The sequence below is a fragment of the Inquilinus limosus genome, assembly GCF_051487185.1.
Classification (GTDB): Bacteria; Pseudomonadota; Alphaproteobacteria; order DSM-16000; family Inquilinaceae; genus Inquilinus; species Inquilinus limosus_F.
Genome location: NZ_JAHVDK010000016.1, coordinates 79,660 through 92,519, shown reverse-complemented (window position 1 = coordinate 92,519; position 12,860 = coordinate 79,660). Strand labels below are relative to the sequence as shown.

The 12,860-nt window shown below is 69.9% G+C and carries 11 protein-coding genes; 2 read left to right on the top strand and 9 right to left on the bottom strand.

Annotated elements, in window-relative coordinates:
* Nucleotides 1-48: 48 nt before the first annotated feature.
* The 6 genes from KXR53_RS19240 to KXR53_RS19215 form a co-directional block, all read right to left on the bottom strand.
* On the bottom strand, nucleotides 49-1,098 hold the full coding sequence (locus KXR53_RS19240) for a Gfo/Idh/MocA family protein (protein WP_437376874.1): 1,050 nt from the start codon (nucleotides 1,096-1,098) through the stop codon (nucleotides 49-51).
* Between the two features lie 3 nt (nucleotides 1,099-1,101).
* Nucleotides 1,102-2,175, bottom strand: a complete 1,074-nt coding sequence (locus KXR53_RS19235; protein WP_437376873.1) for an ABC transporter permease — start codon at nucleotides 2,173-2,175, stop codon at nucleotides 1,102-1,104.
* Nucleotides 2,172-3,719, bottom strand: a complete 1,548-nt coding sequence (locus tag KXR53_RS19230) for a sugar ABC transporter ATP-binding protein (RefSeq protein ID WP_437376872.1) — start codon at nucleotides 3,717-3,719, stop codon at nucleotides 2,172-2,174. Before KXR53_RS19230 ends, KXR53_RS19235 begins: the two co-directional genes overlap by 4 nt.
* On the bottom strand, nucleotides 3,716-4,408 hold the full coding sequence (locus KXR53_RS19225; protein ID WP_437376871.1) for a DUF2291 family protein: 693 nt from the start codon (nucleotides 4,406-4,408) through the stop codon (nucleotides 3,716-3,718). The genes KXR53_RS19230 and KXR53_RS19225 overlap by 4 nt, the downstream gene beginning before the upstream one ends.
* A 154-nt stretch (nucleotides 4,409-4,562) precedes the next feature.
* Nucleotides 4,563-5,501, bottom strand: coding sequence for a D-ribose ABC transporter substrate-binding protein (locus tag KXR53_RS19220; protein WP_026870013.1), 939 nt, complete (start codon nucleotides 5,499-5,501; stop codon nucleotides 4,563-4,565).
* Between the two features lie 67 nt (nucleotides 5,502-5,568).
* On the bottom strand, nucleotides 5,569-6,396 hold the full coding sequence (locus KXR53_RS19215; protein ID WP_437376870.1) for a phosphogluconate dehydrogenase C-terminal domain-containing protein: 828 nt from the start codon (nucleotides 6,394-6,396) through the stop codon (nucleotides 5,569-5,571).
* Nucleotides 6,397-6,498: 102 nt separating this feature from the next.
* On the opposite strand from KXR53_RS19215, the gene KXR53_RS19210 reads away from it, so the two are divergent.
* Both KXR53_RS19210 and KXR53_RS19205 read left to right on the top strand, forming a co-directional pair.
* Nucleotides 6,499-7,743: a ribulose-bisphosphate carboxylase large subunit family protein gene (locus tag KXR53_RS19210; RefSeq protein WP_437376869.1), complete on the top strand. Its 1,245-nt coding sequence runs from the start codon at nucleotides 6,499-6,501 to the stop codon at nucleotides 7,741-7,743.
* A 274-nt stretch (nucleotides 7,744-8,017) separates the two neighbouring features.
* On the top strand, nucleotides 8,018-9,391 hold the full coding sequence (locus tag KXR53_RS19205; RefSeq protein ID WP_437376868.1) for a four-carbon acid sugar kinase family protein: 1,374 nt from the start codon (nucleotides 8,018-8,020) through the stop codon (nucleotides 9,389-9,391).
* A 4-nt stretch (nucleotides 9,392-9,395) separates the two neighbouring features.
* On the opposite strand, the gene KXR53_RS19200 is transcribed toward KXR53_RS19205, so the two are convergent.
* From KXR53_RS19200 to KXR53_RS19190, 3 genes are read right to left on the bottom strand one after another with little or no spacing between them, the layout of a single operon-like run.
* A complete protein-coding gene (locus tag KXR53_RS19200; protein WP_437376867.1) occupies nucleotides 9,396-11,018 on the bottom strand; it encodes an ABC transporter ATP-binding protein in 1,623 nt (540 codons plus the stop codon).
* Nucleotides 11,011-11,976, bottom strand: coding sequence for an ABC transporter permease (locus KXR53_RS19195; RefSeq protein ID WP_437376866.1), 966 nt, complete (start codon nucleotides 11,974-11,976; stop codon nucleotides 11,011-11,013). Before KXR53_RS19195 ends, KXR53_RS19200 begins: the two co-directional genes overlap by 8 nt.
* A complete protein-coding gene (locus KXR53_RS19190) occupies nucleotides 11,945-12,859 on the bottom strand; it encodes an ABC transporter permease (RefSeq protein WP_437376865.1) in 915 nt (304 codons plus the stop codon). Before KXR53_RS19190 ends, KXR53_RS19195 begins: the two co-directional genes overlap by 32 nt.
* Between the last annotated feature and the right edge of the window lies 1 nt (nucleotide 12,860).

Sequence of the window (12,860 nt, the reverse complement as noted above, 5' to 3'; positions counted from 1 at the left end):
GCATCGCGATCCCGTTTCTCGCCCGCGCGCCTCAGCCGCGGAGAGCCTTCAGGAAGGCGGTGGGGCGGCCGGTAATGCCAACTCCGCGAGATCGACGGCCAGCCCGGTCCCGGCGCTGCGATAGGCGGCCTCGACCAGGGCGAGGGTCTTGAGGTTGTCGCGGCCGGAGGTCGCGGGCTCCTGCCCGGCGCGCAGGCAGCCGACCCAGTGCTGCTGGATCGCGGCGACGCTCTCCTGGATGTTGTGCCAGGGGCGGCTGGCCCAGGGCAGCAGCCGGGGCGAGACGTCGAGCGTCTCGCTGCCGTCGCGGCCGGTCACCACCATCCGGTAGCCCTGGCCCAGGCGGATCGTGCCGTCGCTGCCGTCGACCTCGACCAGCGTCTCGGGGAAAGGCTCGGTCTCCAGCCGCGTGGCGTAGGAGCAGTCGACGACCGAGGTGACGCCGCTCTCATGGTCCAGCAGCATGGTCGCGACATCCTCGCCACGGATCGCCGGATTGACCCGCCGGGTCCGGGCGGTCAGGCGGGTGGCGTCGCCGAACAGGAAGCGGGCGATGTCGAGGATGTGGATGCCGAGATCCTCGATGATGAAGCGATCGCCCTCCGCGAGATAGGGCTGGCCCGAGAACACGTCATAGGCCGAGCGGAAGGAGACGCGGCCCCAGAACACCTCGCCGATCCGACCGGAGTCGATGATCCTGCGCACCGCCTGGATCGGCGTCTGCCAGCGGAAATTCTCATGCACCATCAGCGGCACGCCGGCCGCCTCGCAGGCCGCGACCATGGCGCGGGCGTCGTCCAGCGTGGCGGCGAAGGGCTTCTGGCAGATCGCCGGCACACAGTGCCGCGCGGCCAGCTCGACCAGCGGCCGATGGCTCGGCACGGTGGTGACGATGTCGACGAAGTCCGGCTTCTCGCGTGCCAGCATCTCTTCGGCATCGGCGTAGAGCCGGGCGATGCCGAAATCGCGGCCGGCTTTCTCCAGCCGGGCCGGGTCGCGGTCGCACAGCGCCGTGATCTCCGCGCCCTCGACATCGCGCCAGGCGTGCAGCTGGTTGACGGCAAAGAAGCCGCAGCCGATCAGGGCTCCGCGCAGCATCGCTCAGCCCTCCCGCGCCATGCGGCGCAGCACGACGCGCTGCTGCAGCCGGCGCTGCGCCTGGTCGACCACCACCGCGGCGATGATCACGAGGCCCTTGATCACGGTCTGCCAGAAGGAGCTGACGCCCATCATCACGAGGCCGTCCGACAGGATGCCGATGACGAAGGCGCCGATGATGGTGCCGCCGATCGTGCCGCGGCCGCCGGACATCGAGGTGCCGCCCAGCACCGCCGCGGCGATGGCGTTCAGCTCGAAGGTCTCGCCCGTCGCCGGGTGCGAGGCCATCAGCTGCGACGAGATGATCAGCCCCACCAGCGCGGCGCAGAAGCCGGAGAACATGTAGACGAACATCTTCACCCGGTTGACCCGGACGCCGGACAGGCCCGAGGCGCGCTCATTGCCGCCGACGGCGAAGATGTGCCGGCCCAGCGGCGTGCGGGCGGCGAGATAGGCGGCCCCGGCGGCGACCAGGATCAGGAGCCAGATGGTCAGCGGCAGGCCCAGCAGCGTGCCGGCGCCGAGCGTCGCGAAGCCGGTGGTGCCGTATTCCTCCTTGCCCATCAGGTTGGGGAAGGTGGCCCCGTCCGACAGCAGCAGCGCCGCGCCGCGGGCGACGTAGAGCGTGCCGAGCGTGGCGATGAAGGGCGCCACCTTCAGCCTGGTGATCAGGAGGCCGTTGATGGCGCCGATCAGCACGCCGAGGGCGAGGGTGATCAGCATGATCTCCGGCACGTTGAAGTAGAGCGTGTAGCCGAAGCCGAGGACCGACAGGTCGATGCCGTGCAGGATCAGCCCGCCCGCCACCATGCCGCACAGCCCGACGATCGAGCCGACCGACAGGTCGATGCCGCCGGTGATGATGACGAAGGTCATGCCGATCGCCAGGAAGGCGTTCAGCGCCACATGCTTCGACATCAGGATCAGGTTGGCGGTGCTGAGGAAGTTGGGCGCTATGGCGGAGAACACGATCACCACCGCGAACAGCGCGATGAAGGTGCGCAGCTTCATCAGATGCAGGGCGATGGCGTCGCCGCTCCAGCCCTCCCGCCCGGCGGCCTTGTCCGCTGCCATCATGCGTGCGCCTCCTCCCTGAGGATCTTGTCCGGCCCGTGCCCGGCGGCCGAGGCCGCGACGACGCGGTCCTCGGTCGCCGTGGCGCGGTCGAAGATCTCGACCAGCCTTCCGTTGCTCATCACTGCGATCCGGTCCGACAGCGCCATCACCTCTTCGAGGTCCGATGTCGCGAACAGGATGCCGAGCCCCTGGGCCGCCAGGTCGCGCATCACCCGGAAGATCTCGGCCTTGGCGCCGACATCGATGCCGCGGCTGGGCTCGTCCATCAGCAGCACCCGGGGGCCGGTCATCAGCGCCTTGCCGATCACCACCTTCTGCTGGTTGCCGCCCGAAAGGGCGCTGACCTCGATCGCCGGATCCGAGACCTTGATCGCCAGCTCGCGGATCGACCGCCGCGCCGCCTCGGCCTCCGCCGACCGGCGGATGTGGAAGCCGCGCAGGAAGCGCCGCAGGCTGGACAGCGTCAGGTTCTCGGCCACCGACAGGATCGGCACCAGCCCGTCGCGCTGCCGGTCCTCCGGGATGATGGCGAGGCCGCGGCGGATCCGCCCGGTCACGTCGCGCGCCGTCACCCGCTCGCCGTCGAGATAGATCGTGCCGCGGGCGAAGGGGTGGCGGCCCATGATGCAGTCGAACAGCTCGGTCCGCCCGGCGCCCATCAACCCGTAGAGGCCGAGGATCTCACCCGCCCGCAGCGACAGCGAGACATGGTCGACGGCGTAGCCGCCGGACTCCCGCGGCAGGCAGATCGCCTCGACCCGGAACACCTCCGGCCCCAACTCGCGGCCGTCCGCCGCTGCGAAATCCTTCATGGCGGAGCCGACCATCTGCCGCACGATCCAGGGCACGTCGATCTGGCCCATCCGCTCATGGCCGGTGATGCGGCCGTCGCGCAGCACGGTGATGAAGTCGCCGATCCGCACCAGCTCCTCCAGCCGGTGCGAGATGTAGACGATGGCGACGCCCTGGGCCTTCAGCTCGGCGATCACCCGGAACAGGATTTCGACCTCGGCGGCGCTGAGGGCCGAGGTCGGCTCGTCCATGATCAGGATGCGGGCGTCCTGCGCCAGCGCCTTGGCGATCTCGACGATCTGCTGCTGGCCGATGCCGAGGTCGCCGACCAGGGTGCGCGGGTCGATGTCGTGTTCCAGCCGCCGCAGCAGCGCGGCCGCCCGCCGGTTCTGCTCGCGATGGTCGATGCCGCGCAGCCCGCCCTTGAGCTCGCGCGCCATGAAGACGTTCTCCGCCACCGACAGGTTGGCGCAGAGGTTCAGCTCCTGAAACACGATGCCGATGCCGTGCCGCGCGGCGTCCTGCGGGCTGTGCAGCACCACAGGCCGGCCGTCGACCAGGATGCGGCCCTCGGTCGGCTGCTCGACCCCGGCGATGATCTTCATCAGCGTCGACTTGCCGGCGCCGTTCTCGCCGACCAGGACGTTGACCGCGCCGCGATGCACGGTGAAATCGACGCCCTTCAGCGCCACCGTGCCGGGATAGACCTTGGTCACCCCCTCGACCTGCAGCGCCGGCGCCTCCGCCGTCACGGCACCGCCTCCAGGCTCAGCTCGGCCGGGGTGACCAGCGGCTTCGCCTTCGGGTCGTCGAGGGTGAAGACGCCCAGCAGCGTCACCTTCTGCCCCACCAACTTGTCCCGGGGCAGGGCGGCCAGCGTGGCATCGTAGATATGCGCATTCAGCGCCTTGCCGAACTTGGCGTACTCGATCTGGTTGGCGAAGCTGTTGAAGGAGATGAAGTCGAGGCTGTCGCGCAGCGCCGTGCCCCTGAACACCGGTCCGATCTGCACGGTCAGGTCGGCCGCACCGTCGCCATCCGCATCGACGTCGATCGCGGCCGCGCGGGTGCCAGTGTTGACCGCCGTGATCTTGCCTTCGACCGTCGCCGCCACGGTCCAGGGCATGCTCTCCACCGCCCGGTAGCCGAAGCGCTTCCCGGCCTCGTCCGGGCTGCCCTGCACCGCCTGCCGCACCTCGGCGAAGGGGCCGGCCTTGGCCTTCAGATAGGGCAGCAGCTTCGGCTGCCAGATCTCCTCGACCGTCTTCTCCGGGTCGAAGGCCGGGTTGTCGAAGGGGGTCGCGACGCTGCCGGTCGCGGCCGCCGAGGCCACCTGCGGCTCGTTCTTCACGAGCTTGCAGGCGGCCAGCGGCAGGCCGGCGGCCAGGATCGCGACCGTCAGGCCAAGGGCACGAGATACTAGGCCAACGGCACGAGACATTGATCCGTCATGGCGAGCCCCGCAGGGGCGTGGCCATCCAGGGCCGCTCGCACTGGCCCCTGGATGGCCACGTCGCTTCGCTCCTCGCCATGACGGAGTTGGAAATCGGCCGATATTTCCTGCCATCGGTGGCAGCTCCTGCCTTGACCGCCCGTCACTTCATCGCGAAGGTTTCCAGCTTGCCGGCGTTCTCCGGCGTGATCAGCAGGCAGTCCATCAGCTGCTTCTCGGGCTGGCCGGTCTTGCCGGTCTTCAGGTACTGGTCGGCCTGCTCGACCGCCAGCTCGGCCTGGCGGTAGGCCGGCTGCAGCACGGTGGCCTTGATCCCGCCCTGCCGGATCGAATCCCGCACGTCGTTGCTGCCGTCGAAGCCGACCAGGATGACGTCGGTGCGGCCGGCGGCGGTCAGCGCCGCCCAGGCGCCCATCGCCATGGTGTCGTTGCCGGAGATCACGCCCTTGATGTCGGGATGGGCCTGCAGGATCGACTCCATCTTGGCGAAGGCCTCGGTCTGGCTCCAATTGGCCGACTGGCGGGCGACCATCTCCATCTCGGGATAATCGTCGATCACGTCGTGATAGCCCTGCGAGCGGATGCCGGCATTGGTGTCGGCCTCGCGGCCGACCAGCTCGGCATATTTGCCCTTCTCGCCCATCAGCCGCACGAACTCCTGCGCGCCCAGCTGGGCGCCCTGGTAGTTGTTCGACACGATCTGCGAGACGGCGACGCCGGTGACATTGATCTCGCGGTCGATCAGGAAGGACGGGATGCCGGCATCCTTCGCCTTCTGCACCGCCGCCACCGTGGCGTCGGCCCCGGCATTGTCCAGGATGATCGCCTTGGCGCCGCGGGCGATGGCGGTGTCGATCCGCTCCATCTGCTTGTTGGCGTCGTCGTCATGGACCAGGACGATGGTGTCGTAGCCCAGTGCCTGGGCCCGCTTCTGGGCGCCCTCGGCCTCCGCCTTGAAGAAGGGGTTGTCGTGCGACGGGGTGATGATGGCGATCAGGTCCGCCGCCTGCGCGGCGACGCTGAAGCCGAGGGCCAGGGTGCCGGCGATGCCGGCCGCGAGAAGCGCCTTGGTGAAACGCATGGTCTTTCCTCCCCGATGATGTCGTTGTCTTGCCGGGCGCGCGGTTCAGGCCGCTTTGCGCCCGGCCTCAGGTGATGCGTCGGATGCTGGCCGCGATCTCCTCCGGCTCGAACACCCGCTTCCAGTCCGGCCGCATCAGCGCCGGCTTGCCGAACTCGATCGCCTTGTTGCAGGCGTCGGAGAACACGCCCTCGCGCTCGTCGAAGATGGCGGAGGCCAGGACGTTGAGATGGCCGAGCAGGAAGTCGCGCGCCGCGTCGTAGGTCACGCCGCGCGCCACCACCTCGTCCATCGCCTCGCGCATCACCACCAGGAGGGTGGCGCAGACGGTCTCCGACAGGCCGGGCTCCAGCAGCGCCATCTGCTCGACCGTGACGCGGTGCGAGCGCATCACCGGCGCCCAGATCACCTTGGCGATCTCCTCGCCGAGCGCATAGGCCTCCTCCGGCCCCTGCATCAGGGCGGAGACGATGTGCTGCTTCGCCGCGATGCCGCCGAAATAGTCGGTCTTCGCCGCCATTTCCGTCTCGTCGTTGAAGATCGGCGGATGGCAGGGATGGGTGATGAAGTAGGTCAGGTCGTCGCGCTTCGGCAGGTGGCCGGCGAAGGGGGCGGCGGCGTCCAGCGCGACCACCATGGTGCCGGGCTTGAGCCGGGATTCGATCCCGGCGGCGACCTTGCCGATCAGCGTGTCCGGGACCGCGAGGATGACCACGTCAGCGCCGTTCAGCGCCGCCTCGGCCGGGACGCAGTCGATGCCGAGCGCGGATTTGAGCTGGACCCGCCCGGCCTCGCCGACCTCGACATGGCGGACGTCGAAGGACGACCGCTTCAGGTTGCTGGACAGCCGGAAGCCCATCTTGCCGCCAGCCCCGAACAGCGCGATCGACGTCATCGGACGCCCTCTCTTGTCAGTTCCTTGCCGAGACGAGTATGACAACTGGTATGATGAGTCAATCAGCATGATTCATCGCTGACCGAGCCGAGAGGGCAGGGAATGGAGCGCGTCGAAGCCGACTACCTGATCGAGACCGCCTATGACCCGCGGGCGGCGGCCGAGGCGATGGCGGGCGAGCAGTCCTCCGGCACCTTCGTGGCGGTGCCGGGCGAGACGCCGGCGCTGAAGGAGCGGTCGGCGGCGCGGGTCGAGGCACTGGAGGTGGTCGGTGAGGTCCCGGCACCGTCGCTGCCCGGTGGGGGTGGGACGGGGCCGGTCGTCCGGGCGCGGGTCACGCTGTCCTGGCCGCTCGCCAATTTCGGGCCGTCGCTGCCGAACCTGATGGCGACGGTGGCCGGCAACCTGTTCGAGCTGAAGCAGTTCTCGGGCCTGAAGCTGCTCGATATCCGCCTGCCGCCGGCCTTCGCCGTGGCCTATGCGGGGCCGCGCTTCGGCATCGCCGGCACGCGGCGCCTGGCGGGCGTCGAGGGCCGGCCGCTGATCGGCACTATCGTCAAGCCCAGCGTCGGCCTCGGGCCGGAGGAGACGGCGGATCTGGTGCGCACCCTGGCCGAGGCCGAGATCGACTTCATCAAGGATGACGAGCTGCAGGCCGAAGGCCCGGCCTGCCCGTTCGAGGCGCGCGCCCGCGCCGTGATGCGCGTGGTCAACGAGGTCGCCGAGCGGAAGGGGCGGAAGGTGATGTTCGCCTTCAACCTGACCGGCGACCTCGACGAGATGCGGCGCCGGCACGACCTCGTGCATGCGCTCGGCGGCACCTGCGTGATGGCCAGCGTCAACTCGGTCGGGCTCGCCGGCATGATCGCGCTCGGCCGCCACAGCGCGCTGCCGATCCACGCCCATCGCAACGGCTGGGGGTATCTGTCCCGCCACCCGCTGCTCGGCTTCAGCTTCACCGCCTGGCACAAGGTCTGGCGGCTGGCCGGGGCCGACCACATCCATGTCAACGGCCTGGCCAACAAGTTCTCGGAGGAGGACGAGAGCGTCATCGCCTCGGCGCGGGCCTGCCTGGCGCCGCTGTTCCCGGACAAGCCCTGCCCGATCATGCCGGTCTTCTCCTCCGGCCAGACGGTGCGGCAGGCGCCGGGCACCTGGCAGGCGCTGGGCTCCACCGACCTGATCTTCGCCGCCGGCGGCGGGATCATGGCCCATCCCGACGGCCCGGCGGCCGGCGTCGCCGCCCTGCGCGAGGCCTGGGAGGCGGCGGTCGACGGCGTTCCGCTGGCGGACTATGCCCGCGCCCGCCCGGCCCTGGCCCAGGCGCTGGAGGCGTACAAGGGATGAGAGATCCTTTCGGACTGGCCCATTTCCATTTTAGTCCCCCCTCCCCTTGCGGGAGGGGGGCAGGGGGAGGGGTCTGCGCGCGTCCGCGCGCGAATGCCCTTTCGACCCGCCCCGATTCCATGTCGGTTCGCCGCATTCCAGGGCCGGATCTGGCCGCGGGAACCCCCTCCCCCTACCCCCCTCCCGCGAGGTGAGGGGGGACTCATTTGCTTTCCCTTAGATCTCGTTTCAGCCCTTCGCGGTGCCTGCATCCGACCGGGCAGGGACCCCTCGCATGACCTCCTCCCTCCCCGACGGCCCGCTCATCTCCTGGTATGGCGACGACTTCACCGGCGCTGCCGCGGTCATGGAGGTGCTGACCTTCGGCGGCGTGCCCTCCGTGCTGTTCCTCGACATCCCGACGCCGCAGCGACTCGCCGCCTTCGCCGGCTATCGCGGCATCGGCATCGCCGGGGTGGCGCGGTCGAAGGACCCGGCCTGGATGGAGCGGCATCTGCCGCCGGCCTTCGAAGCCCTGGCCGGGCTCGGCGCGCCGATCGCGCAGTACAAGATCTGCTCGACCCTCGATTCCGCGCCCAACGTCGGCTCGATCGGCAAGGCCGTCGACCTCGCCGTGCCGGTGCTGGGCGGCTCCTGGCATCCCTTCGTGGTCGCGGCACCGGCGATCGGGCGCTGGCAGTGCTTCGGCAACCTGTTCGCCGCGTTCGGGGGCGCGGTGCATCGCCTCGACCGGCACCCGACGATGAGCCGCCATCCGGTGACGCCGATGCACGAGGCCGATGTGCGGCGGCATCTGGCGCAGCAGACCGACAGATCCTTCGGTCTTGTCGACCTGACAGACCTCCGCTGCGGCCGCGGCGAGGCGGCGCTGGAGCGGGAGATCGCTGCAGGCGCCGAGATTGTCGCCTTCGACGTGGTGGACGAAGCCGATCTCGCCGCGGTGGGCGGCCTGATCTGGCGGAACCGCGGCAAGCGGCTGTTCGCGATCGGCTCGCAGGGGCTGGAATATGCGCTGCTGGCCTATTGGCGCCGGGCGGGGCTGATCGCGCCGTCCCCGCCGGCGCCGAGCGCCGGGGCGGTCGCGCGCATCGCCGTCGTCTCCGGCTCATGCGCGCCGCAGACCGCCGCCCAGATCGCGCATGCGCTGGAGCGCGGCTTCCAACCGGTCCCGGTCGACGCCCGCCTGGCCGTCGACGCCGCGGCCTGGGCCGGCGAGATCGGGCGAGCGGTCGAGGCGGCGCTGGCCGCGATCGGCGCCGGGCGCGACCCTCTGCTCTTCACCGCGCGCGGCCCGGACGACCCGGCGGTCGCGGCGCTGAACCAGGCGCTCGCCGCCTCCGGTGCCGATCCGGCCGCGGTCAATGAGCGCATCGGCACCGGGCTCGGCACCGCGCTCAAGGAGGTTCTGCACAAGGCGAGGCTGAAGCGCGGCATCATCGCCGGTGGCGACACCTCGGGATACGGCGCTGCCGTCCTCGGCATCCATGCCCTGACGGCGCTGGCCCCGACCGTCCCCGGGGCGGCGCTGTTCCGGGCGCATGGCGACGACCCGGCCCTGGCCGGGCTGGAGATCGCGTTGAAGGGCGGCCAGATGGGCGCGCCCGACTATTTCCTCCGGATCAAGGAGGGCGGCGGCCCGGGCCCCTGACCCGCTACGATGCCAGAAGCCGTTGCCGCTCCTCGCGTCGGGCAGCCTGCACCCGCGGGTCGGGATCGAGCCCCGCCGCCAGCAGCGCCCTCGTATAGAGCTCGCGCGGCGTCTCGAAGATCTCGCGCACGGTGCCGCTTTCGATGATGCGGCCCGCCCGCATGACGATGACGCGATCGGCGAAGTCCCGCACCACGGGCAGGTCGTGAGCGATGAAGATGAAGGCGATGCCGAGCTCCTGCCGCAGCCGGTCGAGCAGCGCGATGACCTGCGCCTGGACCGAGACGTCGAGCGCGGAGACGGCCTCGTCGCAGACGATCAGCTCCGGCTCCAGGGCCAGAGCGCGGGCGATGGCGATGCGCTGCCGCTGACCGCCGGAGAACTGGTGCGGATAGCGTCGGGCGTGATCGGGGGACAGCCCGACCTGCAGCAGCAGCTCCGCCACGCGGTCGCGCCATCGCGCCTTCGGCAGGATGTCGGGATGGATCGCCCAGGCCTCGGCGATCAGATCGTGGACCGTCATGCGCGGGTTCAGTGACTGGGTCGGGTCCTGGAACACCATCTGCATCTGGCGCCGCAAGCCGAACAGCTCCTTCGCCGGCATGGCGAAGAGGTCCCGGTCCTTCCACAGGGCCCGCCCGCCGCTAGGTTTGTCGAGCTGCAGCAGCACCCGGGCGAGCGTCGACTTGCCGGAGCCGCTTTCGCCGACGATGGCCAGCGTCTCGCCGCGATGCAGCTGGAAGGACACGCCGTCGAGCGCCCGGTAGCTGCCATAGGATTTGGCGATGCCGTCGACCGCGAGCAGCGGCGTCCCGGCCGCCGGCTCGTCATGCATCCTCCCCTTGCCAGGCGCCGAGCCGATCAGCCGGCGCGTATAGGGGTGGCGTGGGTCGTGGTAGACCTCCATCGCGCTGCCGGTCTCGACGATCTCGCCCGCATTCATCACCACGACGCGGTCGGCGACCTCGGCGACCACGCCGAGGTCATGGGTGATCAGGAGCAGGCCCATGCCGGTCTCCTGCTGCAGCTCCTCCAGCAGCGCCAGCACCTCCGCCTGCACGGTGACGTCGAGCGCGGTGGTGGGCTCGTCGGCGATCAGCACATCGGGCTTCAGCGACAGCGCCATGGCGATCATCAGCCGCTGGCGCTGGCCGCCGGAGAACTGGTGCGGGTATTTGCGCAGGGCCGTTTCCGGATCGGGAATCCCGACCCGGCGGACGAGCTCCAGCGCCCGGCGGTGGGCGGCCTCCTTCGGCTCGCCATGGGCCGTCATCGCCTCCACGATCTGCCAGCCGACGCTGTAGACCGGGTTCAGGTGGCTCAGCGGGTCCTGGAAAATCATGGCGATGCGCCGGCCGTTGATCCGGCGCCGTTCCTCGGCCAAAAGCTTCAGGAGATCCCGGCCGTCGAACAGGATCTCGCCGCTGGTGATCTCCCCCGGCGGCCGGTCGATCAGGTCCAGGATCGCCGCGGCCGAGACCGATTTCCCGGAGCCGCTCTCGCCCAGGATGGCCAGCGTCTCGCCGCGGTCGAGATGCCAGCTGATGCCCTTGACGGCCTCCACGACGCCGCCCGCGGTGTGGAAGCGGACGGCGAGATTGCGGATTTCGAGCAGATGCTCAGCCATTCCTGCCTGCCCTCGCTTCGAGCCGCCAGCGCTGGACGGGGTCGAGGGCCACGCGCAGCCAGTTCGACAACAGGTTCAGGGACAGCGTGGTGAGAATGATGGCTAGGCCCGGCCAGAAGGCCAGCCACCACGCGTTACGGAGATATTCCCGCCCCTGGCTGACCATCAGCCCCCAGGTGATCTCCGGCGGCTGGATGCCGATGCCGAGGAAGGAGAGCGAGGATTCCGCCAGCATCACGAAGGCGAAATCGAGCGTCGCGATGGTCAGCAGCGTCGGCAGCACGATCGGCAGGATGTGGCGCAGGACGATCCGCCGGGGGGAGGCGCCCATGACCTTCGCGGCCTGCACGAACATGCGCTCGCGGATCTCCAGCACCTCGGCCCGCGTGGTGCGCAGATATACCGGGATGCGGGTGATCGCGAGCACGATGACGAGATTGGCGATCGAGGGCGCCAGGACGTAGAGCACGACCACGGCCAGGAGGAGCGACGGGAAGGCCATGATCACGTCGGCCAGCCGCATGATCACCTGGCTGGTGCGCCGGCCCGCGGCGCCGGCGATCAGCCCCAGCGCTGCGCCCGCCACGGCCGAGCAGAGCACCGCGCCCGCCGCGACCGCCAGCGTGTTCTGCGCCGCCACGACGATGCGCGCGAGCAGCGGCCGGCCGAGCGCGTCGGCCCCGAGCACGAAGAGCCACCCGCGGTCGAGCGAGAAGGGCGGGGCGTTCCGGCCGCGCAGATTCTGCTGGGAGGCGGCCTCGGCCAGGAAATGCGGCCCCAGGATCGCGCAGAGCACGACCACCAGGAGGACGACGGCCGCGGCGCAGGCCAGCTTGTCCCGCCACAGCATGCGCAGGATTCGCCCGAACGACCACGCGTCCGGGCCAGGATCGGCGGCCGCTCTTGTGGGGGCCTCGGTCACGGGGCTACTGCCGGATGCGCGGATCGAGGACGGCATAGGCGAGGTCGATCAGCAGGTTCATGAGGAAAATGGCCACCGCCGTGACCGTGATGGCGGCCAGGATGACGTTGAAGTCGCGCTGCAGGATGGCGTCGATCATCAGCTTGCCGACGCCGGGGAAGCCGAAGATGGTTTCGACCACGACCGCGCCGTTGAGCAGCGCCGCCGCCTGGTCGCCCATCACCGTGATCACCGGCAGCACGGCGTTGCGGAGCGCGTGGACGAAGATGATGGAGGCCGTCCGCACGCCCTTGGCGCGCGCCGTCTTCACATAGGCGGAGGTGAGGGCGGACAGCATCGAGCCGCGTACCACCTGCACCAAGAGGCCGAAGGGCCGGATGAAGAGCACGGCGATGGGGAGAATCCAGTGCCACGGGGTGCCGGTTCCGGAGGTGGGCAGCCAGCCGAGATTGATCGAGAAGAGGACGATGGCGACAATCGCGATCCAGAAGTCGGGCGCTGCCGCGGCGACGAGGGAGATGGTGGAGGCGAGGCGGTCGAAGAAGCCGCCGATGCGGAAGGCCGCGAGCGATCCGACCACCACCGCCGCCGCCATGACGAGGGCCATGGTGATGAGGGCGAGCTGCAGCGTCCAGACGAAGGCCTCCAGCACCACGTCGATGGCCGGCCGCGCCTTGCGGATGGACTCGCCGAAATCGAGATGCACGAGATCGCCGAGATAGCGGCCGAACTGGACCAGCAGCGGGTCGTCCAGGCCGTGGATCTGGCGGAACTGGTCCCGCATCTCCTGCGTCGCGTCGATCGGCAGGAACAGCGAGGTCGGGTCGCCGGTCAGCCGCGACAGGAAGAAGACCAGCACGATCAGGCCGAGGAGCGAGATCAGGCTTGCCAGCGTGCGCTGCCTCACGAGTCTCAACATG

Bases quoted from the DNA above. Each gene is read 5' to 3' on its own strand.
- KXR53_RS19205 (WP_437376868.1), top strand. From the start codon at position 8,018: ATGACCTCCTCCCTCCCCGACGGCCCGCTCATCTCCTGGTATGGCGAC.
- KXR53_RS19210 (WP_437376869.1), top strand. From the start codon at position 6,499: ATGGAGCGCGTCGAAGCCGACTACCTGATCGAGACCGCCTATGACCCG.
- KXR53_RS19200 (WP_437376867.1), bottom strand. From the start codon at position 11,018: ATGGCTGAGCATCTGCTCGAAATCCGCAATCTCGCCGTCCGCTTCCAC.
- KXR53_RS19215 (WP_437376870.1), bottom strand. From the start codon at position 6,396: ATGACGTCGATCGCGCTGTTCGGGGCTGGCGGCAAGATGGGCTTCCGG.
- KXR53_RS19240 (WP_437376874.1), bottom strand. From the start codon at position 1,098: ATGCTGCGCGGAGCCCTGATCGGCTGCGGCTTCTTTGCCGTCAACCAG.
- KXR53_RS19195 (WP_437376866.1), bottom strand. From the start codon at position 11,976: ATGCCGTCCTCGATCCGCGCATCCGGCAGTAGCCCCGTGACCGAGGCC.
- KXR53_RS19225 (WP_437376871.1), bottom strand. From the start codon at position 4,408: ATGTCTCGTGCCGTTGGCCTAGTATCTCGTGCCCTTGGCCTGACGGTC.
- KXR53_RS19235 (WP_437376873.1), bottom strand. From the start codon at position 2,175: ATGATGGCAGCGGACAAGGCCGCCGGGCGGGAGGGCTGGAGCGGCGAC.
- KXR53_RS19190 (WP_437376865.1), bottom strand. From the start codon at position 12,859: ATGTTGAGACTCGTGAGGCAGCGCACGCTGGCAAGCCTGATCTCGCTC.
- KXR53_RS19220 (WP_026870013.1), bottom strand. From the start codon at position 5,501: ATGCGTTTCACCAAGGCGCTTCTCGCGGCCGGCATCGCCGGCACCCTG.